Source organism: Amycolatopsis sp. CA-230715, from assembly GCF_018736145.1.
GTDB lineage: Bacteria > Actinomycetota > Actinomycetes > Mycobacteriales > Pseudonocardiaceae > Amycolatopsis.
This window is the reverse complement of sequence record NZ_CP059997.1, coordinates 10,267,946-10,292,650: the sequence shown is the minus strand read 5'-3', so window position 1 is coordinate 10,292,650 and position 24,705 is coordinate 10,267,946. Positions and strand designations below refer to the sequence as shown.

Annotated in this window: 25 protein-coding genes; 18 read left to right on the top strand and 7 right to left on the bottom strand. The window is 70.4% G+C overall.

Annotation, left to right across the window (positions count from 1 at the left end; translation table 11 throughout):
* The first annotated feature begins 1 nt into the window (after nt 1).
* Nucleotides 2-1,276: a transporter gene (locus HUW46_RS47705; protein ID WP_215545209.1), complete on the top strand. Its 1,275-nt coding sequence runs from the start codon at nt 2-4 to the stop codon at nt 1,274-1,276.
* Here HUW46_RS47705 and HUW46_RS47700 read toward each other — a convergent pair.
* From HUW46_RS47700 to HUW46_RS47685, 4 genes are read right to left on the bottom strand one after another with little or no spacing between them, the layout of a single operon-like run.
* A complete protein-coding gene (locus tag HUW46_RS47700; RefSeq protein ID WP_215545208.1) occupies nt 1,273-2,601 on the bottom strand; it encodes an MFS transporter in 1,329 nt (442 codons plus the stop codon). The two genes, HUW46_RS47705 and HUW46_RS47700, sit on opposite strands and share 4 nt — an antisense overlap.
* Before the next feature lie 13 nt (nt 2,602-2,614).
* Nucleotides 2,615-3,745 (bottom strand): M20 family metallopeptidase, encoded by a 1,131-nt coding sequence (locus HUW46_RS47695; RefSeq protein ID WP_215545207.1) that lies wholly within the window; start codon nt 3,743-3,745, stop codon nt 2,615-2,617.
* Complete coding sequence (locus tag HUW46_RS47690) at nt 3,745-4,422, bottom strand: DUF1028 domain-containing protein (RefSeq protein ID WP_215545206.1); 678 nt, start codon at nt 4,420-4,422, stop codon at nt 3,745-3,747. The genes HUW46_RS47695 and HUW46_RS47690 overlap by 1 nt, the downstream gene beginning before the upstream one ends.
* The gene (locus tag HUW46_RS47685) at nt 4,419-4,841 is read right to left on the bottom strand and encodes a RidA family protein (RefSeq protein WP_215545205.1); all 423 of its coding nucleotides are present in this window, start codon (nt 4,839-4,841) and stop codon (nt 4,419-4,421) included. Before HUW46_RS47685 ends, HUW46_RS47690 begins: the two co-directional genes overlap by 4 nt.
* Before the next feature lie 228 nt (nt 4,842-5,069).
* On the opposite strand from HUW46_RS47685, the gene HUW46_RS47680 reads away from it, so the two are divergent.
* A complete protein-coding gene (locus HUW46_RS47680; RefSeq protein WP_215545204.1) occupies nt 5,070-6,308 on the top strand; it encodes a flavin-containing monooxygenase in 1,239 nt (412 codons plus the stop codon).
* A 3-nt stretch (nt 6,309-6,311) separates the two neighbouring features.
* On the opposite strand, the gene HUW46_RS47675 is transcribed toward HUW46_RS47680, so the two are convergent.
* Nucleotides 6,312-6,683 carry a hypothetical protein gene (locus HUW46_RS47675; protein WP_215550539.1) on the bottom strand — a complete coding sequence of 124 codons (372 nt, stop codon included), beginning with the start codon at nt 6,681-6,683 and terminating at the stop codon, nt 6,312-6,314.
* Between HUW46_RS47675 and HUW46_RS47670 the strand changes: the two genes are divergently transcribed.
* A complete protein-coding gene (locus HUW46_RS47670; protein ID WP_215550524.1) occupies nt 6,606-7,019 on the top strand; it encodes a carboxymuconolactone decarboxylase family protein in 414 nt (137 codons plus the stop codon). The genes HUW46_RS47675 and HUW46_RS47670 overlap by 78 nt on opposite strands.
* Before the next feature lie 9 nt (nt 7,020-7,028).
* On the opposite strand, the gene HUW46_RS47665 is transcribed toward HUW46_RS47670, so the two are convergent.
* Nucleotides 7,029-7,940 carry a LysR substrate-binding domain-containing protein gene (locus HUW46_RS47665; protein WP_215545203.1) on the bottom strand — a complete coding sequence of 304 codons (912 nt, stop codon included), beginning with the start codon at nt 7,938-7,940 and terminating at the stop codon, nt 7,029-7,031.
* 400 nt (nt 7,941-8,340) lie between these two features.
* On the opposite strand from HUW46_RS47665, the gene HUW46_RS47660 reads away from it, so the two are divergent.
* The 4 genes from HUW46_RS47660 to HUW46_RS47650 all read left to right on the top strand — a co-directional run bounded on the left by HUW46_RS47660 (nt 8,341) and on the right by HUW46_RS47650 (nt 11,849).
* Complete coding sequence (locus HUW46_RS47660) at nt 8,341-8,967, top strand: class I SAM-dependent methyltransferase (protein WP_215545202.1); 627 nt, start codon at nt 8,341-8,343, stop codon at nt 8,965-8,967.
* Between the two features lie 95 nt (nt 8,968-9,062).
* A complete protein-coding gene (locus HUW46_RS48860) occupies nt 9,063-9,197 on the top strand; it encodes a hypothetical protein (RefSeq protein WP_256451411.1) in 135 nt (44 codons plus the stop codon).
* A 78-nt stretch (nt 9,198-9,275) separates the two neighbouring features.
* Nucleotides 9,276-10,445 carry a YcaO-like family protein gene (locus HUW46_RS47655; RefSeq protein WP_215545201.1) on the top strand — a complete coding sequence of 390 codons (1,170 nt, stop codon included), beginning with the start codon at nt 9,276-9,278 and terminating at the stop codon, nt 10,443-10,445.
* A gap of 21 nt (nt 10,446-10,466) precedes the next feature.
* Nucleotides 10,467-11,849, top strand: a complete 1,383-nt coding sequence (locus tag HUW46_RS47650; protein WP_215545200.1) for a TfuA-like protein — start codon at nt 10,467-10,469, stop codon at nt 11,847-11,849.
* Nucleotides 11,850-11,874: 25 nt separating this feature from the next.
* Here the strand turns inward: HUW46_RS47650 and HUW46_RS47645 are convergent, their stop codons facing one another.
* Nucleotides 11,875-12,771 carry an aminoglycoside phosphotransferase family protein gene (locus tag HUW46_RS47645; RefSeq protein WP_215545199.1) on the bottom strand — a complete coding sequence of 299 codons (897 nt, stop codon included), beginning with the start codon at nt 12,769-12,771 and terminating at the stop codon, nt 11,875-11,877.
* A 220-nt stretch (nt 12,772-12,991) separates the two neighbouring features.
* On the opposite strand from HUW46_RS47645, the gene HUW46_RS47640 reads away from it, so the two are divergent.
* The 11 genes from HUW46_RS47640 (at nt 12,992) to HUW46_RS47590 (ending at nt 24,611) form a co-directional block, all read left to right on the top strand.
* On the top strand, nt 12,992-13,204 hold the full coding sequence (locus tag HUW46_RS47640) for an MbtH family protein (protein ID WP_215545198.1): 213 nt from the start codon (nt 12,992-12,994) through the stop codon (nt 13,202-13,204).
* A 91-nt stretch (nt 13,205-13,295) separates the two neighbouring features.
* The gene (gene gntD / locus HUW46_RS47635) at nt 13,296-14,324 is read left to right on the top strand and encodes a guanitoxin biosynthesis L-enduracididine beta-hydroxylase GntD (protein WP_215545197.1); all 1,029 of its coding nucleotides are present in this window, start codon (nt 13,296-13,298) and stop codon (nt 14,322-14,324) included.
* Between the two features lie 27 nt (nt 14,325-14,351).
* Entirely contained in the window at nt 14,352-15,932 is a 1,581-nt protein-coding gene (locus HUW46_RS47630; protein WP_215545196.1) for a tryptophan halogenase family protein, read from the top strand.
* Entirely contained in the window at nt 15,932-17,203 is a 1,272-nt protein-coding gene (locus HUW46_RS47625; protein ID WP_215545195.1) for a cation:proton antiporter, read from the top strand. Before HUW46_RS47630 ends, HUW46_RS47625 begins: the two co-directional genes overlap by 1 nt.
* On the top strand, nt 17,200-17,742 hold the full coding sequence (locus HUW46_RS47620; RefSeq protein ID WP_215545194.1) for a flavin reductase family protein: 543 nt from the start codon (nt 17,200-17,202) through the stop codon (nt 17,740-17,742). The genes HUW46_RS47625 and HUW46_RS47620 overlap by 4 nt, the downstream gene beginning before the upstream one ends.
* Nucleotides 17,743-17,951: 209 nt before the next feature.
* Nucleotides 17,952-19,103 carry an enduracididine biosynthesis enzyme MppP gene (mppP, locus tag HUW46_RS47615; protein WP_215545193.1) on the top strand — a complete coding sequence of 384 codons (1,152 nt, stop codon included), beginning with the start codon at nt 17,952-17,954 and terminating at the stop codon, nt 19,101-19,103.
* Between the two features lie 56 nt (nt 19,104-19,159).
* Complete coding sequence (locus HUW46_RS47610) at nt 19,160-20,308, top strand: aminotransferase class I/II-fold pyridoxal phosphate-dependent enzyme (protein ID WP_215545192.1); 1,149 nt, start codon at nt 19,160-19,162, stop codon at nt 20,306-20,308.
* Nucleotides 20,309-20,311: 3 nt separating this feature from the next.
* Nucleotides 20,312-21,118 carry an enduracididine biosynthesis enzyme MppR gene (gene mppR / locus HUW46_RS47605; protein WP_215545191.1) on the top strand — a complete coding sequence of 269 codons (807 nt, stop codon included), beginning with the start codon at nt 20,312-20,314 and terminating at the stop codon, nt 21,116-21,118.
* 207 nt (nt 21,119-21,325) lie between these two features.
* Entirely contained in the window at nt 21,326-22,519 is a 1,194-nt protein-coding gene (locus HUW46_RS47600) for a pyridoxal phosphate-dependent aminotransferase (protein ID WP_215545190.1), read from the top strand.
* 56 nt (nt 22,520-22,575) lie between these two features.
* Nucleotides 22,576-23,592 carry a class I SAM-dependent methyltransferase gene (locus HUW46_RS47595; protein ID WP_215545189.1) on the top strand — a complete coding sequence of 339 codons (1,017 nt, stop codon included), beginning with the start codon at nt 22,576-22,578 and terminating at the stop codon, nt 23,590-23,592.
* Between the two features lie 14 nt (nt 23,593-23,606).
* Nucleotides 23,607-24,611 (top strand): methyltransferase domain-containing protein, encoded by a 1,005-nt coding sequence (locus HUW46_RS47590; RefSeq protein ID WP_215545188.1) that lies wholly within the window; start codon nt 23,607-23,609, stop codon nt 24,609-24,611.
* Nucleotides 24,612-24,705: the final 94 nt, after the last annotated feature.

Sequence of the window (24,705 nt, the reverse complement as noted above, 5' to 3'; positions counted from 1 at the left end):
CATGGGCGTGCTCATTCTCGCCGTGATGGCCGCCGGGGTGCTCCTGATGCTGACCAGGGTGCTGCCCACCGCGTTCGCGCTCGGGTTCATGGCGATCGGGATCGCGCTGTGCGCGGGGCAGCCACTCTTCGGCGGCAAGGACAGTGTCGCGCAGGCCGTCCTGCAGACCGGTGCGCCGATGCTCGCCTCGACGATGATCGCGGTGCTGCTCGGGTCCTGGCTCGGCACGCTGATGGAGGACACCGGGATCGCCGCGACGATCGTGCGCAAGATCGTCGAGTTCGGCGGGGAACGGCCGACCGCGGTCGCGCTCGGCGTGTTCGCGGTGTCCATCCTGTGCGGCAGCATCACCGGCTCGGCGGCCGCAGCCATGCTGGCCGGGGTCGTCGGCATCCCGGCGATGATCGCGGTCGGCATCCCGGCCGTGGTCGCGGGCGGGACCGTCCTGATGGGACTCGCGGCTGGCCTGCCGCTGGAGCTGATCGGCTGGCAGTTCCTGTCCGACGCGGTGAAGCTGCCGCTGGAGGAGGTGCGCTCGTTCCAGCTGAAGGTCTTCCCGATCGCGCTGGTGCTCGGGATCGCTTATATCGTCGTGGAACTGCGCCGCAAGGGCGTCCGGCACGCCTGGTCCGTGCGGGCGCCGGGGAAGGCGCGGGTGCGGCGGGGCGACGCGCCGTGGTACGCGCTGGTGACACCGCTGCTGCCGATCGTGCTGGCGCTCGGCTTCGCCGTGCCGATCGTGCCGTCCCTGCTCGCGGGCGTGGGCTACGCGCTGATCGCCACCACCCGGCCCGGCGGTTTCGGCACCACCGCGCTGAAATCGCTGTACCGCGCGTTCGACGTGGCCGCGCCGCCGATCGTGCTGTTCATCGCGATCGGGATGCTGCTTTCGGCGGTGAAGCTGCCCGGCGCGGTCAAGGCGCTCTCGCCGATGGTGTCCGCGATCAGCCCGTCCTCGCCGTGGTTCTTCGTGCTCGTGTTCGCTGTGCTCGTCCCGCTGTGCCTCTACCGCGGCCCGCTCAACGTCTACGGGCTCGGCGCCGGGATCGCCGGGGTGCTGGTCTCCGGCGGGATCTACCCGGCGCCCGCGGTGCTCGGGCTGATGTCGTCCTACGGCCAGGTGCTGTGCGTGTCCGATCCGACGAGCACGCAGACGGTGTGGAGCGCGCAGTACGCCGGGGTCCGGCCGGAGAAGGTGATGCTGTCGACCCTGCCCTACACCTGGCTCATGGCCATCGGCAGCCTCGCGCTGACCTCCCTGCTTTTTCTCGCCTAGCGGCCGGTGTCCGCCAGGTCTTCCTTGTGCAGCAACGGGTTGCCCGCGGTTTCGGGCAGGGAGAACGCCGCGATCAACCCGATCACGGCGGCGACCATGAGGTACGGGCCGGGGACCAGGGTGCTCCCGGTGGCCGAGATCAGCACGGTCATCAGGTACGGCACGGTGCCCGCGAACAGCGCGGCGGTGAGGTTGTACGCGATCGACAGGCCGCCTTGGCGGGTGCGGGTCGGGAAGATCTCCGCGGACCACACCGCGTAGGTGCCGAGGATCGCGGCGAGCACGACGCCGAGCACGAGTCCGCCGACCCACGTCCCGGTGAGGCCGGTGCGCATCAGCAGGTACGCCGGGGTCGCGAGGACGAACAGCGCGATGCCCGCGCCGATCAGGACCGGGCGCCTGCCGACGCGGTCGGACAGGCGCCCGAACGCCGGGACGAGGACCAGCCCGACGAGCGAGATCACCGTCGACAGCAGGGCGGCGCTGCCGGAGGAGTGGCCGAGGTAGTCGGTCTCGTAGGTGACGAGATAGGTGAGCACCGCGTAGAACGGCACGTGCATCATGGTCATCAGCCCGGCCGCCTGCAACAGCTGCTTCCGGTGGTGGCGGAACAGTTCCCGCACCGGGCTCCGGGGCACGTTGTCGGTCGCCTCGAGCGCGCGGTACTCCGGGGTGTCCTCGATCCTGCTCCGGATGAAGAACCCGATGACGCCCAGCGGAGCCGCGATCAGGAACGGGATCCGCCAGCCCCAGGACGCGAGCTGCGCCTCCGACAGGCCGACCGAGAGCAGCAGGAACACGAACGAGCCGGACAGGAATCCCAGCAGGGAACCGACTTCGAGCCAGCTGACGCCGAAGCCGCGGCGGCGGCGCGGCGCGTACTCCGCCAGGAAGCTCGCCGCGCTGCCGAACTCGCCGCCCGCCGCGAACCCCTGTAACAGCCGCAAAAAGACCAGCAGGAGCGGGGCCGCGATCCCGATCGTGGCGTACCCTGGCAGCAGGCCGATGGCGAGCGTGGCACCGGACATCACGAAGATGACGAGCGACAGCGTGCGCTTGCGGCCGATCCGGTCGCCGAGCGGCCCGAACACCAGCGCGCCGATCGGCCGGATCCCGAACGAGACCGCGAAGACCCCGAACACGGCGAGCAGCCCCGCGGTGGCGTCGCCTTCGGGGAAGAAGACCGACGCGATGGTGCTCGCGAGATAGGCGTAGGCGGCCCAGTCGAACCAGTGCACGAACACCCCGACGGCACCGGCCGCGACGCTGCGGCGCAGCGTGGCGGGGTCGGCTACGGCGGTCAGTTCGTCGGGCGACGCGGTCATGCTGCCTCCTCGGTCACGGGGTCACCGCGCGGTCGGCGCCGGTCCACGCGAGCGCGATCGCGCTGTCGAGCAGCGCCCGCTGTGCGGTGCCGCCGACGCAGTGCGCCGCGAACTCGCGCTGGTGGTTGATCGCGGGCAGGGAGCCGATGCCGACGTAGGGGTGGATGGCGGGCACCACCTGCGAGACGTTGCCCATGTCGGTGGAGGCGCGGTTCATCCGCGACGCCGCGGCGCCCTCGGTGAACTCGCGGCCGAGTGCGAGCGCGTTGGCGCGGTAGGCGGCCAGCGCGCGCTCGTCCGCGCGGAACTCGGCGTACGGCTTGCTTTCCGGCTCCACGGCCAGTTCGCACCCGGTGGCCAGCGCCCCGGCCTCGAACGCGCGCAGCACGCGCGGTTCCAGCTCCGCCAGCTCGGCGAGCGTTTCGGCGCGCACGTACCAGCGGCCGGTGGCGTGCTCCGGGATCGCGTTCGGCGCGTCACCGGCGTGCGTCACGACGCCGTGCACCCGCGCCGATGCCGGGAGCTGCTGGCGGAGCAGCCCGATGGCGACCTGGGCGACGGTGAACGCGTCGGCCGCGTTGACCCCGGCCTCGGGGTAGGCGGCCGCGTGCGCGGACTTGCCGGTGTAGGAGATCTTCGAGTGGCTGACCGCGAACGGCCGCGCCTCGGCGACGTCCACCGGCGCCGGGTGCGCCAGCATCGCGAGGTCCACACCGTCGAACGCGCCGCGGTCGAGCAGTTCGATCTTGCCGCCGCCGCCCTCTTCGGCCGGGGTGCCGTAGACCTCGACGGTGATCCCGGCGTCATCGGCCACTTCGGACAGTCCGAGGGCCGCGCCGACCGAACTGGCCGCGATGAGGTTGTGCCCGCACGCGTGGCCGAGGCCGGGCAGCGCGTCGTACTCGGCGCACACCGCGATCCGCGTCGGCCCGCTGCCGAAGCGCGCGTGGAACGCCGTGTCCAGGCCGAGGTAGTGCGAGGTGACCGCGAATCCGGCGTGGTCGAGCAGTTCCGGGACCGAGGCCGCGGCGCGGTGCTCCTCCCACGCGGTCTCCGGGTCGGCGTGCAGCCGTTCCGACAGGCGGATCAGCGCGTCGGCGTGCCGGTCGATCCGTGCCCTGGCGGCGTTCTTCAGTGCGGACATCACCGATCTCCCGGCACACCGTACGACGGTGCCGACGCGGGATCGAGCCCGCGGGTGACGTAGTCGTCGCGCTGGGGGAGCCACACCGCGAGCAGCTCGGCCAGCCGGTCGATCGGGTCGTCGGCCCAGTCGATCCTGAGGTCCGTGATCCGCCAGTCCACATCGGACACCACGACGACACCGGCCGAGCGCACCGGGCCCTCTTCGCCGCCCGCGTCGAGACCGGCCCGCAGCGCGGTGACGAGCCGCTGCTCCAGCTCGCCGGTCGCGGCACCGAACGCGTCCACAATGGACCGCGGAATGTGCTTGCCCGCCAGCATGTTGCCCGCGGCCACCACGCCGTCCGCGGTGGCGGCGCCGTGCGTTCCCAAGGTGTGCGACCCGCTGTAGGCGAAACCTGGGCCGTCCGGCCCGAGCACGGTGAGCTGCCGATACCCGATGTCGTCCGTCGCGGCGGTCACCTCGGACAGCGCTCGTTCGGGGTCACCGTGTGCGGCGAGCCGGTCGAGCAGGCGGCCGCCGAGGCGCGGGTCCGTGATGTTCTGGGACGCCGCCGCGCCGACGCCGGGGCGCAGGTGCGCGACGCGGGCGACGACGGCGGGGCTCGACGAGCTCGCGGCGATGCCGAAGCGCGCGACGCCGTCGACCACTTCGCGGGCCACGATCGAGAAGGTCACTTTTCCTCCTGCGGGATGACGGCGATGGCGTCGATCTCGCACAGCCACTCCGGGCGGGCGAGCGCGGAGACCACCACGCCGGTCGAGATCGGGTGCACGCCCTTCGTCCAGCGGCCGACGACGCGGTAGACGTCCTCGCGGTAGCGCGGGTCGATCAGGTAGACGGTGAGCTTGACCAGGTGCTCCATCCTGCTGCCCGCTTCGCCGAGCAGCATGCCGATGTTGGCCATCGCCTGCTCGGCCTGCGCGGCGGCGTCGCCGATCCCGACCGATTCGCTGGTGTCGAGGTCCTGGCCGATCTGACCGCGGACGTAGACCGTGCCGTTCGCGACGACGGCCTGGCAGAGGTCGTTGTCGAGGTTCTGCTCGGGGTAGGTGTCGCGCGTGTTGAACGGGCGGATGCGGCGGTGGACGGTCACTTCACGGCCTTCCCTGCGGGGTTGTCGGACGGTTCGGCGGTGCCGTCGCCACAGCCTGACCGCGCCACCGGAATTCTGTCCAGTAGATGTTTCCGGACCAATGCATCGGAAATAGTGATGCAGGCTACATCGGAAAATCAGATCTTTCGTGCCGGAAACATCTGTTGGACACGGGTAGTGCGGGTCGTCAGGATCCGGTGGGACAGCGGTTCTTCAGTGGAGGTCTGGATGGCAAGCGAAGAGGTGGAGGCACTCGTCGTCGGCGGGGGCCAGGCGGGCCTGGCGATGAGCGAGCACCTGAGCGCCTGCGGCGTGCCGCACCTGGTCGTGGAGCGGAACCGGATCGCCGAGCGCTGGCGTTCGGAGCGGTGGGACTCGCTCGTGGCGAACGGGCCCGCCTGGCACGACCGCTTCCCCGGGCTGGAGTTCGACGGCCTGGAGCCCGGCGCGTTCGCCTCGAAGGACCAGATCGCGGCGTACTTCGAGGCGTACGCGGAGAAGATCGCCGCGCCGGTCCGGACCGGGGTCGAGGTGACGTCGGTGCGCAGGAACGCCGGACGCCCCGGTTTCCGCGCGGAGACCTCGGACGGGGTCATCGAGGCCCGGTTCGTTGTGGCCGCGACCGGGCCGTTCCAGCGGCCGGTGATTCCGCCGATCGTGCCCGCCGGCGCGGGGCCGCGGCAGCTCCACTCCAGCGCCTACCGGAACCCGGCGCAGTTGCCCGACGGCGCCGTGCTGGTGGTCGGCGCCGGGTCGTCGGGGGTGCAGATCGCCGAGGAGCTCCGCCGGTCGGGGCGCCGCGTGTACCTCTCCGTGGGCCCGCACGACCGCCCGCCGCGCCGGTACCGCGGGCGCGACTTCTGCTGGTGGCTCGGCGTGCTCGGCAAGTGGGACGCCGAGACGCCGCCGTCGGGGGCCGAGCACGTCACGATCGCGGTCAGCGGCGCGCGCGGCGGGTCCACAGTGGACTTCCGCGCGCTCGCGGACCTCGGCGTCGAACTCGTCGGCATGACCGGTTCGTACGACGACGGCACCCTCCGCTTCGCGCCGGACCTCGCGGCCAACATCGCGGGCGGCGACGCGAACTACCTGGCGCTGCTCGACGAAGCCGATGCCTACGTCGCGCGCAACGGCCTCGATCTCCCGGAGGAACCGGAGGCTCACGTGCTCGGCCCGGACCCGGCCAGCGTGACCGACCCGCTCGGCGAACTCGACCTCGCCGGGATCGGCTCGGTCATCTGGGCGACCGGGTTCGCCGTCGACTACGGCTGGCTGCGGGTCGACGCGGTCGACGAGCACGGCAAACCGCGGCACCGGCGCGGCGTCTCCGCCGAACCCGGCGTCTACTTCCTCGGCCTGCCGTGGCTGGCGCGACGCGGATCGAGCTTCATCTGGGGCGTGTGGCACGACGCCAAGTTCGTGGCCGACCACATCGCGACCCAGCGCGGCTACCTGCGGCAAGCCTGACGGTCACGCCGGATCCGGCAGCGCCATCGACGCGAGCCTGGCCGGGTCGGTCACGATCGCCATCCCGGTGATCCGGCCACCGTCGACGGTGAACGCGGTGACCGAGAGCGGGGCACCGTTCTCGTGCCAGGCCACGATCCCGGGACGTCCGTCGACGAGCACCGCCCGCCCTCGCCCGGCCGCGGTGGCGGCCAGCCGAGCGCCGGAGGCGACCTTCGTGGCGCCGAGGACGACGAGCACCCCGTCGGCGGTGTCGACGGTCAGCTTCACCTCCGGGTCGAGCACGCGAGCCCCGACCTGAGCACCGCGATCACGCACCTCGTCAAGGAGGTCGACGCCGCTGGTGTCGACCCGCGCGTACTCGAACTGGTTCACCTGCGGGCGAGCCAGATCAACGGCTGCAGCGCGTGCGTGTTCGCCGGGATCGCGTCGGCGAAGAAGCACGGGGAGACCGACGAGCGGCTGCACAACGTGGCGACCTGGCGCGAGACACCCTTCTTCACCGAGCAGGAGCGGGCCGCGCTCGCGCTGGCCGAGGCGGCGACGCGGATCCAGGACGGCGCGCCGGGGGTGACCGACGAGATCTGGGCAGCGGCGGCGGCGCGGTTCGAGGAGAAGCAGCTGTCCGCGATCATCCTGCACCTCGCGATGACCAACATGGTCAACCGGATCAACCACACGGTCCGGGAACAGGCTGGCAAGACGTGGTGAGCGGGTGCGTCAGACCGAGTACCGGGCGCGGCACAGCTTCCGGAACTCCTGCGCGCGGCGGGTGAGCCGGGCGCCGCGCATCGAGGCGACGACGATCTCCAGCGACGGCACGTCGTCGGTCAGGGCGAGCGGCACGGCTCGCGCGCCCGAGTAGGTGGTTTCGGCTGGCGGGCGCTGGTTGAGGAGCGCGAAACCGTGGCCGTACGCGACGAGGGCGCGGACGGTTTCGTAACCGGTGCTGCGGTGGCGGACCCGGGGCTCGACGCCCGCGTCGCTCAGCAGCGACTGCAGGTACTCGCGGCTGTGCGGCAGGTCGAGCAGCACCATGGGCTCGTCGGCCAGGTCGCGCAGCGACACCTTGCGGCTCTTCCGCCGCGCGAGCCGGTGGTCCGCCGACACCAGCGCGTACGGGGCGGCGGTGCCGACGACCTCGCGGTCGATGTCGTCGTCGAGGTCGTAGCCGTACACCAGGGCGAGCTCGGTCTCGCCCGCGCGCAGTGCCGTGGTGAGCGCGTGGTGCTCGCCTTCGCGCAGCGACACGTGGACACGGGGGTGCCGGGTCTCGAACTCGGCCAGCAGGATCGGCAGCCGGAAGGGCGCGAGCGTGGCGAAGCAGCCGACGGTCAGCGTCCCGACCAGCTCGGTACCCGACTGCCGCGCGGCTTCGACCAGTTCGGCGCCGTGGGCGAGGAAGTCCAGCACCCGCTTGTGGAACTGCTCACCCGCCGTGGTCAGGCTGAGCCCGCGGGCGTGGTGGCGCAGCAGGAACTGCACGCCCATTTCCTTCTCCAGCTGCGCGATCGCGGTCGAAACGGCCGACTGCGAAACCATCAGCTCCTTCGAGGCGGCGGTCATGCTGAGGTGCCGGGCCGCCGCCTCGAAGTAGCGCAGCTGCACGAGGGTGAAGGAAGGCTCGCTCATCGGGACAGTCTACAGTGGACTGCGCGGCCGAGTGCCCCGCGGGCATTCGGCCGAACGAAGGGGGCTGCTCCACCAGGTGGAGTCCGTTCGGACATCGGAAGTGCGCCCTTCGGGCAATCGCGTCGCGGAAAAGGAATCTTTCGGGCAATCGCGTTGACGTTCCGACGGCGGCGCTGGAAGGTGGAAGTCCGGGTTCCGCTCCCGCGGACGTCCCGTTTCGGGGTCCGGGCTTTCGAGGGTTCGGACTTTCCGGTCAGGCTCGCCGAGGAGTGTGACGAATGATTGTTTTTCGGTGATTCGGGTGTCGATAGTGGGGCTCAATCTCCTCGACCAGGCTTTGCGGTCCGCGCAGCGGCCGGGCGCGCTCTCCGTCGAAATCGAAAACAGCACCCTGCCGCTCATGCCACAGCCACTGGAATGGTGGAAGCGGGAGCCGGGGGCGAACGAACCGGCCGATATCGGCGTGCTCGACTGGGTGCGGGACGGGTACGTCATCGACGCGGGGTGCGGTACCGGACGTCACCTGGAGATCCTCGCGCGGCGCGGGGTCACCGGGTACGGGATCGAGGTGGCCGAGGCCGCGGTGTCCCTGGCGAACGCGGCGGGCATCCCGTGCGTACGGGAAGACGTGTTCTCCCACGTTCCGCCGCGTCCCGCCGATACGGTGCTCGCCGTCGGCGGAAACGGCGGAATGGCGGGCACCGTCGAGGAACTCCCGGCCTTTTTGCACCGGCTGTCCTCGTGGTTGACCGAAAGCGGGCGGATCGTCCTGACCAGTACCGATTGGCGAAGGTTCCCGGCAGGGAAACTGCACGGCAGCGCGATACCGCCGGGGTCCTATCCGGGGAACAAGCGCATGCGGTTCCGGCTGGCGGATCAGGCCGGACCGTGGTTCCCCTGGGTGTTCGTCGACGCCGACACCCTCGAGCGCAGTTGCCAGGCGATCGGATTGCGGGTCGTCGAGCGGAAGGAATGGCTGGGCGGCGCGATCTACGGCGCGGTGCTGGACCGATCTCCGTCCGCCTGACGGTTCGTCGGGAGACCCTTTCCCGCTCCTCGGTTTCCCTGGAATCCCAGGGAAAATCCGCAGAAGATGAGAGAACAGGAAGGAAGTGCGTGCGCATGAAGAACCTCGTGCTGCCCACGGCGGCCGAGCTGGACGCGGACCTGACGGACAGCAGGCAGGGCCCGGTTTCGGTCTACCTGGTGCTGACCACTGAGTCGACGGCCTCGGACAGCGAACTCGCCGGCCGCTGAGCCCGGGTCGGGCTGGTGGTGCCGTGCCCACGGCGCCACCAGCCCGATCACCTCGCACGAGACGAAACGAGGTAACGGATGACGCGCACCGAGGAAGCGGCGGGACCGAGCCCGGTCAAGATCCTGTTCGAGGGAACACATCGAAGTCGCACCCCGGAGGAGACGTGGCGGTGGATCGAGCCGAAGCTGCCGCGGCTCGGCATCACCCGGGTCGCGGAGGTCACCTGGCTCGACGAGATCGGGATTCCGGTCTTCCAGGCGATCAGGCCCAATTCCCGTACCCTGTCCGTTTCGCAGGGCAAGGGCATCAGCAACGCGCTCGCCCGGGTTTCCGCGGCGATGGAGGCGGTCGAGCTGTGGCACGCGGAAAATCCGCTGCCTGCCGCCGCTCGGATGAGCACGGTCGAGGAGATGGAGCGCGTCGTCGGCTACCGGGTCGGCGAACTCGCGCTGGCCAAGCGGAACCACCTCAACCCGGACGCACTGCTGCCGTGGCGGACGGCGCACCTGATCGGCGGCGGTGAGTCCGCCGTGCCCGCGGATCTCCTCCGCTTGGACTACCGGGTCGACGGGCACTGGGCCCCGCCGCTGTTCCGCGCCAGCAGCAACGGCTTGGCCAGCGGGAACACCCTGGACGAGGCGCTGTTGCACGGGATGTACGAGGTCGTCGAGCGCGACTCGATGGCACGTGCGGCGCGCGGGGGACCGCCGCCGCTGGTGGATCCGGGCACCGTCGGCGACACCGGCCTCGCCGAACTCCTCGACCGGTACCGCGCGACGAAGGTGCACGTCCAGATGCGATTCCTGGAGAACCCCTTTCGCATCCCGGCTTTCGACGCGCGGATTTGGAGTGACGCGTTCCCGACGACGTTCGGTGGCGCCGGTGCGCACCTGGACGCGTCGGTCGCCCTCTCGCGCGCGCTCACCGAGGCGGCGCAGTCCCGTGCGACGGCCATCGCGGGGGCGCGCGACGACATCGGCCACGCCCCGTACCGGGAAGCTCGCGTCTTCGGGGTCCGGCGGTCATCGGACTCCCCGCCGTTCGCGGGGCAGGACGATTCGACGGTTCCGTTCGACGCGATCGAGTCGACCCGGGTGCCCGCACTCGACGAGGAAGTGCGGATCGTCGCCGAGCGGATCGAAGGGGTGACCGGTCGCGTCCCGGTGTACGTGGACCTGACACAGCCGGAGATCGGGATCCCGGTCGCGCATGTGGTGTGCCCGGGAACCTCGCTGCACGACTTCTGAGCACAGCAAGGACGGAGGATCATGCCTCGTTGTCTTCTCTTCGCCGGACCGAGTTTGCCGGATGCCGGTGATCTGGTGGGGGATTCGGGGATCGAGGTGCTGCCGCCGGTGGCCGCGGGTGATCTGCTGCGGTTGTCGCTTGGCGCGGGTGATGTGGCCGGTATCGTGGACGGCTATTTCCACCAGGTGGGTGCGGTGCGGCACAAGGAGATCCTGGCGTTGCTGGGCGCGGGGGTCCGGGTTCTCGGCGCTTCGAGTATGGGCGCGCTTCGCGCGGCGGAGTTGGATTGTTTTGGGATGGAAGGGATTGGGGGGATCTACGCGGATTACCGTGCTGGGCGGCTGGCGGCGGATGACGAGGTGACGTTGTTGCACAGCACCGCGGAGGAGGAGTACCGGGCGTTGTCGGAGCCGCTGGTGTGCATGCGGGCCACGTTGTCGCGGGCGGTGGAGGACGGGGTCTGTGGCAGCGATACCGCGGCGCGTGTGATCGCGACGCTGGCCGGGTGGCCGTTCGGCAGGCGTTCCTACGATGGTCTTGTCGCGGCGGGGCGGGAGGCGGGGCTCGACGGGGAAGCCGTTCGGGAGATCCGGCGGTACTGCGTCACGCATCGTCGCGATCCCAAACGCGAGGACGCGCTGCTACTGCTGGACGTGCTGCACCGGGCAAGCAGCGGCGAAACCTCCGCCCCGCGCGAAAAACCCGCGGTGAACCGGACGTCCTTTCTGCACCTGTGGCAGGTCGGCGCTTCGGGTCTCGGCATCGGCGACTCCTCGCACCAGGGCGACCTCGGGGTCCTGCGCGCCTGCCAGCTCTTCGCCCCCGGCTACCCACGACTGCACCGCGAGATGGTTTTCGAGGTGCTGGCGACGGCGTGTGCCGAGGAGTGCGGGGCGGGCGCGCCGGACACCGGCCTGGCGGAAACCGCGGTGCGCCACGGCGAGCACCGCGGCCTCTACCGGCTCCCCGCCGATCCTGCCCGGCTCGGGTTCCTCGAGCAGTGGGTGACCCGGACCGAACGCGACACCCTGACACCGCCCGAGCGGCTGGCCACCTTTCTCGTCCGCAGCTTCCGCGTACGCCCCGGACTGACCCGCGACGAACTCGCGATCCAGCGGCTGCGCGACCGTCCTTTCTGGACCGAAGCGCGACGCGTCGTCGAACTCGCCTGGGAGGTCAACGATCGCGTGTTCGCCGAACACCAGCACCGGGACCTGAACGACCTGGCACCCGAGAAGATCCTCGGCCTGTTCGCCGGGCTTTGGGGAGTCACCCGCGACGACCTCGAACTGGCGGCGATGGACCGCGGCCTCGACTCGCTCGACAGCCTGACCATGGCGGGACGCGCCTTCTACCTGCTGGCGCGCTACAACCCGGACCTCGTCGGGCTCGACGCTCGCTGAGCCGGGAGTTCGATGCGAGCGTGTGTCATATGTCCGTCAGCACGCGATCGAGTGCCGCCCGGCCGGCGGGTCCCCAGTGCGGTTTGCCGCCGGGAAGGCCCCGGTCTCCGTTCTGTCCCATGAGAATGAGGAAGAGGCATTTCAGGGCGGCCAGTCCGCGGGCGCGCCGGATCGCTGCTTCGTCCGCGTGCGCGTAGCTGTCGAAGAACCGCGAGGCCATGCCCTGGGGTAGCAGGACCCATGCGGCGGCGAGGTCCCACGCCGGGTCGCCTGCGAACAGGTCGCCGAAGTCGATGATGCCTGAGAGCGTTCCGTCCGAGACGACGGCGTTCGCGGGATGGAGGTCGCCGTGCACCCACACCGGCGGGCCCTCCCAGGCGCGGGCGGCGACGGCGTCGTCCCAGACGGCCCGGACTTCGGGTGCGATGTCGTCGAGGGCGACGGCGTGGAGGAAGTTCTCGAAGCCGTCGGCGCAGTCTCGGGGGTGGGCGCCGCGGTCCAGGGCGATCGGGGCGTCGGCGGGTGCGTCGATGTGGAGTGCGCGGAGGAAGCCGGCCAGCGCGTCGGCCGCATGGGTGCCGCGGGTGATCGTGCCGTGATCGAGTGGCTCGCCGGGCACCCATGTCATCACGGTCCAGTGCTTGGGGAAGCGTGCGGAGGGTTCGCCGAACCGAACCGGGGTCGGCACCGGGAGCGGCAGGCGCGGGGCCAGCACGGGGAGCCAGCGCCGCTCCTTGAGCTGGAGTTCCGGGGTGGGGTCCATGCGCTGCATGCGCACCGCCAGCTCGTCGCCCAGCCGCCACATCTGGTTGCCCCAGCCACCCGCCACCTCGCGGATGGTCAGCCCCGCGAGGTCGGGATGCTGCTCCCGCACCAGGTCGCGGACCAGGTCCGCGGTGATCTCGAACTCGGTGTCGGTCATGCGAATTCAGTGTACTGAGCCAGCACGGCGAATCCTCGGACGCGGGGGTGGGTGGCGTCGAGGGACGCTTTCTCACGTCGTGGGTGAGGTGTCCTTCGAGTTTCGGGAGAAGGCCTTCCTGCCCAGCGCACCCGCTGTTTCGCCCTCGCGTCAAGTTTGTGGCGACAACCGTTGCGGCTCAACGAAGCTTCGTGCATCCCCGAGCCGACAAGGAGTGCGAATGGCCACGAACCCGTTCGAGGACGAAGACGGCACCTACCTGGTACTGGTGAACGACGAAGGCCAGCATTCGCTGTGGCCGTCCTTCGCCGACGTGCCGGCGGGATGGCGGGTCGTGCTGGCCGAGACCGACCGGAAGTCCGCGGTCGACTACGTCACCGAGAACTGGACGGACATGCGGCCGAACAGCCTGATCGAGGCCATGGGCCGTTGAGCGGATTCGTTACACCGCAGTGGATTCCGTGCTTCGCCGAGAGTGTCCACTGTGTACCAAGATGCTCATCGTCGTAAGAAAGGGACGAGCTGTGCTGGAACTGAGGCTGGCCGCCGAGGACCTTGCGGCCATCGATGCGATCGTCGATGTGGTCGCGGAGCGGTACGGGACGGTGGAATCGCCGGAGTTCCAGCGCGAGAGCCAGCTCTTCGCGCAGGAGCTGCCACGCCGGGTACGCGCCGCGGTGCACGAATACCGGCTCTCCGAGCGCCACGGCGCGATGGTGGTCACCGGGCTTCCGGTGGACGACGCGGTCATCGGCGACACCCCGGCGCACTGGGCGAACAAGCCGGTGCCGTCGCCCTCGCTGCGCTACGACGTGGCGTTCTTCCTGATCTCCTGCCTGCTTGGCGAGCCGATCGCGTGGGCGACCCAGCAGGACGGCTACCTGATGCACGATGTCTTCCCGATCAAGGGGCACGAGAAGGAGCAGATCGGCTCCGGCAGCGAGGAACTGCTCACCTGGCACACCGAAGACGCCTACCACCCGCTGCGCACCGACTACCTCGGGCTCCTGTGCTTGCGCAACCACGAGGGCGTCGAAACCACGATGGCCGATATCGACGACGTCGAGATCGGCGAAGCGGCGCGGAAGGTGTTGCTGGAAAAGCGGTTCTTCATCCAGCCGGACCACTCGCACCGCGCGGGCAACCAGGGGCGTGCCGCCGACGACGACCCGAAGGTGGCGGATCTGCGTGCGCGCAGCTACGCGCAGGTCGAGCGGGCGCTGTCCGCACCGGAACCGGTGGCGATCCTCTTCGGGGCCCCGGACGCGCCGTACCTCCGCATCGATCCCGCGTTCATGGACGAGATCGAGGACGCGGAGGAGCGCGAGGCCTTCGAAGAGATCTGCGCCGCGATCGACAGGGTGATGTCCGGGGTCGTCCTGAAACCGGGCGACATCGTCTTCGTCGACAACTACCGGATGGTGCACGGCCGGAAGCCGTTCCGGGCTCGCTTCGACGGGACCGACCGGTGGCTCCGGCGCCTGAACGTCAGCCGCGACCTCCGCAGGTCGCGCGCCAACCGGATCTCGGCCGAGTCCCGGGTCATCTATTGACCGCAGTACCAGCGGAAGGATTCCGAAATGGTGAACAGTGTTGTCGTGGTGGGGGGTGGCACCGCGGGCTGGATGACGGCGTCCTACCTGAGTGCCGCGTTCGGGGACCGGGTCGCGGTCACCGTGGTGGAGTCGAAGAACGTGCCGACGATCGGCGTCGGTGAAGCGACTTTCAGCACGGTGCGCCACTTCTTCGACTACCTCGGACTCGACGAGCGCGAGTGGATGCCGGAATGCCAGGCGACCTACAAGCTGGCGATCCGGTTCGAGAACTGGCGTGCCGCCGGGCATCATTTCTACCATCCGTTCGAGCGGCTGCGGGTCGTCGACGGGTTCCCGCTCACCGACTGGTGGCTGCACCAGCGTCCGGGGGAGCGGTTCGACGCCGACTGCTTTCTCATCGCGAGCCTCTGCGACCACTTCAGGTCGCCGCGCTACCACGACGGTTCCCTGTTCGAACAGGACTTCACCGAGCACGCCGCCGGTGGCACGTTCCGCAGCACTCTGTCCGAACAGGACACCCAGTTCCCGTACGCGTACCACTTCGATGCCGCCCTGCTGGCCAGGTACCTGACCGGGTACGGAACGGACCGCGGGGTGCGGCACGTACTCGACGACGTGGTCGACGTCGGGCTCGACGAGCGCGGCTGGATCAGCCACGTGCGCACCCGCGAGCACGGCGACCTCGGCGGTGACCTGTTCATCGACTGCACCGGGTTCCGCGGCCTGCTCCTGAACAAGGCGCTCGGGGTGCCGTTCCAGTCCTATCAGGACACTCTGCCGAACGACAGCGCGGTCGCGCTGCGGGTGCCGGCCGACATGGCCGCGCGGGGGATCCGGCCGTGCACGACGGCGACCGCGCAGGACGCGGGCTGGATCTGGACCATCCCGCTGTACGGGAGGGTGGGCACCGGGTACGTCTACGCGAGCGACTACTGCTCTCCGGAGGAGGCCGAGCGGACGCTGCGGGCCTTCGTCGGACCGGAGGCCGAGGACCTCGAAGCCAACCACATCCGGATGCGGATCGGCCGCAGCGAGCGGTCGTGGGCCGGGAACTGCGTCGCGGTCGGGCTGGCCAGCGGGTTCGTCGAGCCGTTGGAGTCCACCGGCATCTTCTTCATCCAGAACGCGATCGAACAGCTGGTGAAGCACTTCCCCGGCGAGGACTGGGACGACCGGCTCCGCGCGTCCTACAACCGGCAGGTAGCGGGCGTGATGGACGGCGTGCGCGAGTTCCTGGTGCTGCACTACTACGCCGCGGCGAGGCAGGACAACCAGTACTGGCGCGACACCAAGACCAGGCCGGTGCCGGACGCGCTCGCCGAGCGGATCGAGCGGTGGCAGGCGAAACTGCCCGACGCCGACACGATCTTCCCGTACTACCACGGGTTCGAGCCGTATTCGTACACGGCGATGATCCTCGGCCTCGGCGGGTTGCCGGTCAGGGCCCCCGCCGCGCTGAGCCGGTTCGAGCAGGTGAACGCGGCCAAGGAGCTCCAGCTGGTGCGCGACCGGGCGAAAGAGCTCGTCGGGCGGCTTCCGTCGCAGTACGAGTACTTCGCCGGGCTGCACGGCGTGCCGGAAGGCGATCAGGCCAGAGCGGTGTGATGACCGCCGCCGAGATCGCTCTCCGCGCCGGTCACTCGGCACTCGCGCTCGGCGCCCTCGCGGTGCTCGTCCTGGTGGCGAGGCTGCTCGCCAGGCTGCTCCGGCAACCGGCGGTGATCTTCGAGATCGCCACCGGGATCGTGGTCGGGCCGGTGCTGATGGCGATCGGCGGGCGGCACCTCGTGGACGCGGTGCTGCCCGCGGGTGTGCTCGACTGGGTCCGGCTCGTCGGGCACGTCGGGCTGGTGCTGTTCGTCGTCGGCGTCGCGCACGAGATCCGCGTGAAGCCGGCGCAACTGCGTGGCAGGCTCGTCGGCTGGACCACGGCGGGCGGCATCCTCGTCCCGCTCGCCGCGGGCGCGCTGCTCGCGACCTGGGTGCTCCTCCGCGGCGGTCCCGCCGTGCGAGGGGACGCGCCCGCGCCCGCGGTGGCGCTGCTCGTCGCCGTGGCGTTGTCGGTCACCGCGGTTCCCGTGCTGGCACGGATCCTCGCCGACGACGGCCTTTCCGACACCCCGATCGGCAGGCTGGTCGTGGTCGTCGCGGTGTTCATCGACGCCGCGTCGTGGTTGCTGGTCGCGGTGGCGATCGGGCTGGGCACCGGTGGTTTCGGCGGTACCGCCCGGTTGCTGGCGGTGCTGGCCGCCGGGGTGCTCGCCGCGGCCGCGCTGCGCCGCTTCCTGAGCACCGCGCGGGCCGGTGCGTGGTGCGCGCGGTTCCCCCGCGGCGCCGCGCTGGCGCTGGCGGGAACCGGGCTCGCCGCGTCCGCTGTGCTGCGGCACTGGGGGCTGACGGAGATCTTCGGCGCGGTGTTGGTCGGCTTCGCGCTGCCCGCCGGGAGCGGGGCGTGGCGCGGGCCGGTCCTGATCGTGACCAGGGCCGGTCGCACGCTCGTGCCGCTGTTCTTCGTGGTCACCGGTGTCACCGTGTTCGCCGACGTGACCAGTGCGGTGCCGTGGACCGCCATCGGGCTCGCGACGGTGCTCGCCGGGGCGGGCAAGCTCGGCGGCGGCTACCTCGGCGCCCGGTTCGGCGGCCTGCCACCCGGTGCGGCGTTGCGGGCGGGGGCTCTGCTCAACGCGCGGGGCCTGACCGAACTCGCCGTGCTCCAGGCCGGCTACCAGGCGCACATCCTCACTCCGTCCCTGTACTTCGCGCTGGTGGTGATGGCACTGGTGACCACCGCGAGCGCGAGCCCCGCCCACCGGCTGATCGAGCGGATCACCCGGCGGGCAGCCGCGGAACCGGTACCGGAGGTGGCACGGCCATGACGAGTCCCCAGCGCGACGACGCGTTCGCGGTCGGCGAGGCCACGGTCGAGCCCTCGCGGTTCAGGGCGCTGATGTCGACCTTTCCCACCGGCGTCGCGATCGTCACCGCCAGCGAGCCCGACGGCACGCCGTGGGGGATGACGTGTTCGTCGGTGTGCAGCGTCACGGTGGAGCCCGCCACCATGCTGGTGTGCCTGCGGACCGGCAGCCCGACGTTGCGCGCGGTGCTGGACGCGTCGGCGTTCGCGGTCAACCTGCTGCACCGGGGGTCGCGCGCCACCGCGGAACTGTTCGCCTCCGGTCTGCCGGATCGGTTCGACCGCGTCCGGTGGCTCGCCGACCCGGCGTTCGGCGGGCCGCACCTGGTCTCCGACGCGCACGCGATCGCGGACTGCCGGGTAGCGAGCACCGTGGCGGCGGGCGACCACGTCGTCGTGCTGGGTCGTGTGTACCAAGTGGACGATCGGGTGCCCGACGGGCAACCGCCGCTGCTGTACGGATTCCGCGGCTATTCTTCGTGGCACGCGGTCGAACGTTGAATTGTGGCGAAACCTGTGCCCGAACGGCCGGAAAAATTTGCCTGTCCAGACCCGGCGTGGATACTCTCCGAGGGTAATTCCTATCCCGGTCGTGAATAGCGCGTCCGGTGAGTCCGGCGTTCTCATCGTCAATTCATTTCGGTTCTGTGCGCGCCGGGCTCCAAGCACGGAAAATCAACTACTCTCCACGTGAGGTGCTTGTGAACAGAATGACGGGGGCCACGGCAGCGCCGAGGCAGGACGAAACCGCCGCGGAGAACCTGACCCAGTTCGAATACCTGGCGCTGAGCAGCCCGCTCAACCTCGCCGACGGGCACGCGAGGCAGGAGCTCACCCCGGGGCAGCGGAAAGTGGTCGACGCGTTGCCCGCGTTGTGGACCGAGGCGGTGGAACGGCCGGTCGACGAGATCGAACGCGAATCCGGCGAAGCGTTCTTCACCATGCTCGGACAGCGCGGGTACCCGAGAGCCGACGGCAGGGTGCTCGCCTGCTATTCGTCCTCACTGTCGATGGAGATCTTCGCCAGGGCGCTGGCGACCAGATCCGACGCGATCGCGCTCGTGCACCCGACCTTCGACAACATCCCGGACATCCTGCGCGGCGTCGGGCTGCGGCTGGTGCCGATCGAGGAGGACCGGCTGCACGACGGCGACCTCGACCCGGCGCTGCTGGCGTCGGTGGGATGCGTCTTCGTCACCACGCCGAACAACCCGACCGGCAGGGTGCTGAGCGAACAGCGGCTGCGGCGGCTCGCGGAGGAGTGCGCGGAACACGACGTGGTGCTCACGCTGGACACCTCGTTCCGCGGGTTCGATCCCGCCGCGCAGTACGACCACTACGCGGTGCTCGAAGGGAGCGGGTGCCGCTGGGTGGTCATCGAGGACACCGGGAAGCTCTGGCCGAGCCTCGAGCTCAAGATCGGGTGGCTGGTGCAGTCGGCCGAGGTCGGCCTGCCGCTGGCGAAGATCTACTCGGACATCCTGCTCGGCGTGTCCCCGCTGGTGCTGCTGATGGTGAAGCGGTTCGCCGAGGACGGCATGGACGGCGGGCTGACCGAGCTGCACCGCTTCATCGCCGACAACCGCGCGCTCGTGCGCGCCGAACTGGCGGACGTGCCCGGCGTCGGTTTCGTCGACGAGCACAGCAGGGTCAGCGTGGAACGGTTGCACGTCGGCGAGCGCAAGGGGCTGGAGGTGTGGAACGCGGTCAGGGGCAGCAGCCTCTACGTGCTGCCGTGCCAGCAGTTCCACTGGGCACGGCCGTCCGAAGGGGACCACACGCTGCGGATAGCCCTGTCGCGCACCAGTTCCGCGCTCACCTCCGGCGCGAGGCTGCTGCGGGCGGTCCTGCGAGCCGGATGATGTGCTCGCTCGCGGCCGGCTTGCCGTCGCACACCCGTGCGTGGCACGCGGGTGTCGTGCAGTCGGTTTCCCCCGCCGGGCTGATCGATCTCGGCCCGGGGTACCTCGAACCGGCCCTGCTGCCGGTGTCCCTGCTGAACGAGGCCTACACCGCGGCACTGGGCGAGTTCGGCGCGGCCGCGCTGTCCTATGGGGCCGATCCGGGCGTCGCCGTGTTGCGCGAATGCGTCGCCGCGCGGGTGTCCGAAGTGGACGGCGTGCCGTGGGAGGCGGGTGAAATCCTCGTCACCGCGGGCACTTCGCAGGCGCTGCACCTGCTCGCCAACGCGGTCGCCGATCGCGGCGACGTGGTTTTCGTGGATCGCACCTCCTACGACTTCGGCCGCCGGATACTCGCCGACGAAGGGCTGCGCGTGCGCGAAGTCGCCGGGGACGAGTTCGGGATGTCCCCGGTCGCGCTGGCGGAGTCGATCGCGGGCGCGAAGGGCGAGCGGATCGGGTTCGTGTGCCTGAACCCGACGTTCCACAACCCGACCGGCACGGTCGTCGGCGAGGCGCGGCGCCGCGCACTGCTCGAAGTCGCCGACCGGTACGGCGTGCTCGTCGTCGAGGACGACGCGTACGCGGAGCTGAGCATCGACGGGGGCGGGGTGCCGTGTTCGATGGCCGGCCTCGCCGGGGGCCGCGGGGTGATCCGGCTCGGCACGTTCTCGAAGACGCTGGCGCCGGGCCTGCGCCTCGGCTGGCTGCAGGCCGACCGGCGCACGGTCGATCGGCTCTCGGGCCGCGGGCTTTTCGTCAGCGGGGGAGGGGTGAACCACCTCGCCTCGCTCGCGGTCGCCGTACTGGTCCGCGACGGCCATTACGACCGGCACCTGCGGCTGCTGCGGGACGCGCTCCGCGTCCGCAGGGACGCGCTGGTCACCGGTCTGCGCGCGGGACTCGGTGCGGAGGTCGCGATCCGCAGGCCGGGCGGCGGGTTCTTCCTCTGGCTGCGCTTCCGCGGCGGCCGCACCGAAGACGACCTCCGCTCGGCGGCCGCCGAGGCCGGTGTTTCGGTGGCCGCGGGGTCCCGGTTCGGCACGGTGCGCGAACCGAGCATCCGGCTCGCCTACAGCTTCACCCCGCCAGAACGCCTCACGGCCGCCGCGGCCGCGCTGGCTTCCGCGTGGCGGTGCCCCGTTTCCTCGTCGAAGGGTGCTTGACCCATGTCCTCTGGAACCACGGCCGACCAGCTCACCGGACCCGTCGGCTTCAGCCTTCCCCTGTCGCCGTCCGGTACCTCGGCGATGCTGACGGCACCGCCGTGGCACTTCTCCGGGGAGATCGTGCTGGTCGACTACCGGGTGGACCCGGCGGCCGCACGCCGGTTCCTGCCGCCGGAGCTCGATCTCGGGCCGGACCCCGGTGCCGCGGCCGCCGTGTTCGCGGAATGGCAGTGGTGCTCGGAGTCCGGTGCGGAGCTGACCGATCCCGAGCAGTGCCAGTTCGGCGAGTTCCTCATCCTGCTGGGCTGCGAATACCGGGGGCGGCCGCTCGCGCGCTGCCCGTACGCCTGGGTGGACCGGCCGGTGCCGATGATGCGCGGCTGGGTGCAGGGAATGCCGAAACAGCTCGGCGAGATCCACCTCAGCCGCCCGGTGCGGGTGGGGCGGGCGGGCTCGCGTCCGGACGGCCCAGGTCGCCGCGACGGCACGGTTTCGGTGCGGGGCAAGCGGATCGCCGAGCTGGGGGTACGGCTCACCGGGCAGGCCGAGCCGCCGTTCCTGCACACCGTGCCGCTTGTGCACACGCGCGTGTTCCCGGCCTGGCTGCCGGGGGAGCGGACGGTGTCGCGGCTGGTGACCTCCAAGGTGGCCGACGTGGAGTTCGGCCCGGTGTGGACCGGCGACGGTGAGCTGGCCCTGTTCGACGCGCTCGACGGGGACTACGCGAGCTTGGCGCCGGTGGAAACCGGTGCCGGCTACGCCTTCGCGTACGCGGAGAGCTTGTGCCACGGCACCGAACTGAGCTGAGCGCGGTCGATGCGCAATGGTGACCGCGCTGTTTGACTGCCGAGTCAAAGATGTGGAACGGCCCGCGGTCATCGACCATTCTTGGGACAGAAGACCAGAGGCGCCTGGGGCAGGCCTCGAACCTTCCAGAAACGATTTTCGCGCTGATGCGAAAACGCGCGGCGCGTCATCCGGAGTACAGGGTAATTCTGGTGCGGAGGATCGCCGATGGGGATGACCAGTGGCGTGCGCGGTGCCACCGCGGAACGCGTGCGGATGCTGCCGGGTGACGGCGTGCTCGCGTTGCTGCGCAAGGGAAGGGTGCCGGGCGTCGTCGATCTGGCCGCGGGAACGCCCGAGGCGCCGCACCCGCCGGCGGAACTCGTCGAGGCCGCCTGCGCGGCACTGCGAGCTGGTTTCAACCAGTACGGCGACCCGGCAGGGTACGCGGGGCTGCGGTCCCAGATCGCGGCCTCGCTGACCACCGCAGCCGACCCGGACACCGAAATCACCGTGACCGTCGGTGCCACCGAGGCGATGGCCGTCGCGTTGCTGTCCACTGTGGACCCCGGTGACGAGGTGGTGGTGCTGGAGCCGTGCTTCGACAACTTCCTCGGCGCGGTCTCGCTGACCGGGGCGACTCCGCGGTTCGTGCGCCTGCACGCTCCGGACTGGCGCTTCGACCCCGCGGAGCTCGAAGCGGCGTTCACCCCCCGCACCAGGGCCGTCATCGTGAACACGCCGAACAACCCGACCGGCCGCATGTTCGACGAGGACGAGCTTTCGCTGCTCGCGGAGCTGTGCGAGCGGTGGAACGCCACCGTGATCAGTGACGAGGTGTACGCCGCGTTCGCCTTCGACCGCCCGCACCTCTCGGTCGCGGACGTGCCGTCGTTGCGGGACAGGGCGATCGTGATCGGCAGCCTGTCGAAGAGCCACGCGGTGAGCGGCTGGCGGATCGGCTACCTGCGGGCGAACGCCGCGATGACCGACGTCCTGCGGCGCATGCACATCGCGGCGACCGGGTTCGCCGTGTCGCCGCTGCAGCAGGCGGTGGTCAGCACCGGCCTGCTCGACCGGGCGGCGTGGGACCCGGCCCCGGAGCTGAAGGGACTCCGCGACCGCGCGGTCACGATGCTCACCGAGGCGGGACTGACCTGCACGGCGCCCGAGGGCGGGTGCTACGTGCTGGCCGGCATCCGCACGGTGACCGAGCTCGGTTCCCACCGCTTCGCCGAGCAGCTCCTCGAACGGCGGAAGGTGCTCGTGGTGCCGGGAACGGCCTTCTACGGCGACGCCGGACACGGCGATCGGTTCGTCCGCGTCGCGTTCAACCGGCAACCCCACACCCTCGACGAAGCTGCCGCCCGCCTGACCCGCGAGCAGGTCCCGGTCCGGGTGGACAGCACGCCAAGCACGTGAGAACTCGTTCGCACACAACGGATCGGTCGCAGGACCGGAATCGGAAGGCAGCACGCATGAGCACGTTTGTGGAGAAGGAACCCGGTGTCCGGTCGGCGGCGGACATCTTCAACTCCGCGGTCGCGGCGCCGGCGATCGGCGCGGCGTGGGAACTGGGCGCGCTCGAGGATCTGCACACCGAGCGCGAACTGGACGTCGACGCGTTCGCGGCGAAGGAGGGCCTCGACCCGGTCGCCACCATGGCGGTGTTCGCCGCGCTCGCGTCCGTCGGGGTGGTGGACCGGGCCGGACGGCGGATCCTTCCCGGGCCGGTGTTCGACGAAGTGTACGAGACGAAGCCGCTGTTCTACTGGCTGTGCCAGGGTTCGTGGGAGCTGTTCGTCAACATGCAGTCGGTGGTGAAGGCGGAGAACCGCGTCGGCGACGAGTTCTACCGCCGCGACGCGAAGGCGGTCAGCAGAGCGAGCCGCGCGGCGAACGCCACCTTCTTCGACCCGCTGTTCTGGCACGTCATGGACGGGCTCAAGGAGGACTTCTCCGTGGTCGCCGATCTCGGGTCGGGCAGCGGCGGCAGGCTCATCCAGATCGCGAACCGCTACCCGGGCACCCGGGGCATCGGGCTGGACATTTCCGGTGCCACCATCGAGATGTCCACCGCGGAGGTGGCGCGCGTCGACCTCGCGGACCGGATCTCGTTCCAGGTCGCCGACGTCCGCAGCCTCGAACCGCGGCCCGAGTTCGCCGACGTCGAACTCCTCACCTGCTTCCTGATGGGTCACGACCTGTGGCCGAGGGAGAACTGCGTCGATTCGCTCCGGCGGCTGCGGGCCGCGTTCCCGAAGGTCAAGCGGTTCGTGCTGGGCGACACCGTGCGCAGCCAGAACATCCCGGACGACAAGATGCCGATCTTCTCGCTCGGGTTCGAGGTCGGGCACGCGCTGATGGGCACCTACATCCCCACCGCGGAGGAATGGGGCGAAGTGTTCGAGGAGGGCGGTTGGCGGTGCGTCGACCGCCACGTCAGCGAAGCGCTGGCGGGCACGACGATCTTCGAACTCGAGTCCGTCGGCTGAGGCTGGAGAAGGCGATGAACGTGAGCACAGAGGAAACCGACACGCGGCGCGCGACCGCCGACGTGTTCAATTCGGCCGTCGCGGCGGCCGCGGTAGGAGCGGCGTGGGAGGTCGGCGCGCTCGACGAACTCGAGGAGCACGGCAAGCTCGACGCGCTCGACTTCGCCGCCCGCCACGACCTGCACCCGGCGTCGACGAAGGGCATGTTCGCCGCGCTGGCGAGCGTGCGGATCGTCGAGCGCCGCAACAACCTCGTACTGACCGGCGCGAACTTCGCCGAGGCATACCGGAACCGCTCCCTGTTCCACTGGCTCACCCAGGGGTCCGGGGAACTGTTCCAGCGGATGCCGTACGTGCTGCGCAACGCGAACCGGGTCGGCGACTACTACCGGCGCGATTCGGCGGCGATCAGCTTCGCCTGCCGCGAGATCAACGAGCGCTTCTTCGACCCGGCTTTCTGGCAGGCCATGGACGGGCTCGACTTCCCGTTCTCCTCCGTGGCCGATCTCGGCACCGGGAGCGGGCAACGGCTCATCCAGATCGCGAAGAAGTACCCGGGGACGCGCGGGGTCGGGGTCGACATCGCGGGCCCGGCACTGGACATGGCGACCCGCGAAGTGGCGAACCAGGGCCTCGCCGGGCAGATCACGTTCCTCGACGGCGACGCGCGAGCGCTCGACCCGCGTCCCGAGTTCGCCGACGTCGAACTCCTGACCTGCTTCATGATGGGCCACGATCTGTGGCCGAGGGAGAACTGCGTCGCGTCGCTGCGGCGGATCCGCGAGGCGTTCCCGAAAGTCCGGCGGTTCCTGCTCGGCGACGCGACCAGGACCTCGGGCATCCCGGACGACCGGCTGCCGATCTTCACCCTCGGCTTCGAGGTCGGCCACGACCTGATGGGTGTCTACCTGCCGACCATCGACGAATGGGACGGCGTGTTCGAGGAGGGCGGCTGGCGCTGCGTGCGCAAGCACCTCATCGACACCCTCACCGTTTCGGTGGTCTTCGAACTCGAATGACGCGCCGCCAGCGAATCCGCCCTACTGCCTGAGGAGAAGCACGAACGTGGACGGGTTGCGATCCCGGGAGGGTACGACCGTGGACGAGGGTGGT

Excerpts from the sequence above, each read along its gene's own strand:
- HUW46_RS47595 (WP_215545189.1), top strand. The coding sequence starts at position 22,576 with ATGAGCACGTTTGTGGAGAAGGAACCCGGTGTCCGGTCGGCGGCGGAC.
- HUW46_RS47590 (WP_215545188.1), top strand. The coding sequence starts at position 23,607 with ATGAACGTGAGCACAGAGGAAACCGACACGCGGCGCGCGACCGCCGAC.
- HUW46_RS47600 (WP_215545190.1), top strand. The coding sequence starts at position 21,326 with ATGGGGATGACCAGTGGCGTGCGCGGTGCCACCGCGGAACGCGTGCGG.
- mppR (WP_215545191.1), top strand. The coding sequence starts at position 20,312 with ATGTCCTCTGGAACCACGGCCGACCAGCTCACCGGACCCGTCGGCTTC.
- HUW46_RS47640 (WP_215545198.1), top strand. The coding sequence starts at position 12,992 with ATGGCCACGAACCCGTTCGAGGACGAAGACGGCACCTACCTGGTACTG.
- mppP (WP_215545193.1), top strand. The coding sequence starts at position 17,952 with ATGACGGGGGCCACGGCAGCGCCGAGGCAGGACGAAACCGCCGCGGAG.
- HUW46_RS47665 (WP_215545203.1), bottom strand. The coding sequence starts at position 7,940 with ATGAGCGAGCCTTCCTTCACCCTCGTGCAGCTGCGCTACTTCGAGGCG.
- HUW46_RS48860 (WP_256451411.1), top strand. The coding sequence starts at position 9,063 with ATGAAGAACCTCGTGCTGCCCACGGCGGCCGAGCTGGACGCGGACCTG.
- HUW46_RS47700 (WP_215545208.1), bottom strand. The coding sequence starts at position 2,601 with ATGACCGCGTCGCCCGACGAACTGACCGCCGTAGCCGACCCCGCCACG.
- HUW46_RS47620 (WP_215545194.1), top strand. The coding sequence starts at position 17,200 with ATGACGAGTCCCCAGCGCGACGACGCGTTCGCGGTCGGCGAGGCCACG.
- HUW46_RS47650 (WP_215545200.1), top strand. The coding sequence starts at position 10,467 with ATGCCTCGTTGTCTTCTCTTCGCCGGACCGAGTTTGCCGGATGCCGGT.
- HUW46_RS47705 (WP_215545209.1), top strand. The coding sequence starts at position 2 with ATGGGCGTGCTCATTCTCGCCGTGATGGCCGCCGGGGTGCTCCTGATG.
- HUW46_RS47645 (WP_215545199.1), bottom strand. The coding sequence starts at position 12,771 with ATGACCGACACCGAGTTCGAGATCACCGCGGACCTGGTCCGCGACCTG.
- HUW46_RS47655 (WP_215545201.1), top strand. The coding sequence starts at position 9,276 with ATGACGCGCACCGAGGAAGCGGCGGGACCGAGCCCGGTCAAGATCCTG.
- HUW46_RS47625 (WP_215545195.1), top strand. The coding sequence starts at position 15,932 with ATGACCGCCGCCGAGATCGCTCTCCGCGCCGGTCACTCGGCACTCGCG.
- HUW46_RS47630 (WP_215545196.1), top strand. The coding sequence starts at position 14,352 with ATGGTGAACAGTGTTGTCGTGGTGGGGGGTGGCACCGCGGGCTGGATG.
- HUW46_RS47660 (WP_215545202.1), top strand. The coding sequence starts at position 8,341 with ATGCCACAGCCACTGGAATGGTGGAAGCGGGAGCCGGGGGCGAACGAA.
- HUW46_RS47680 (WP_215545204.1), top strand. The coding sequence starts at position 5,070 with ATGGCAAGCGAAGAGGTGGAGGCACTCGTCGTCGGCGGGGGCCAGGCG.
- HUW46_RS47695 (WP_215545207.1), bottom strand. The coding sequence starts at position 3,745 with ATGTCCGCACTGAAGAACGCCGCCAGGGCACGGATCGACCGGCACGCC.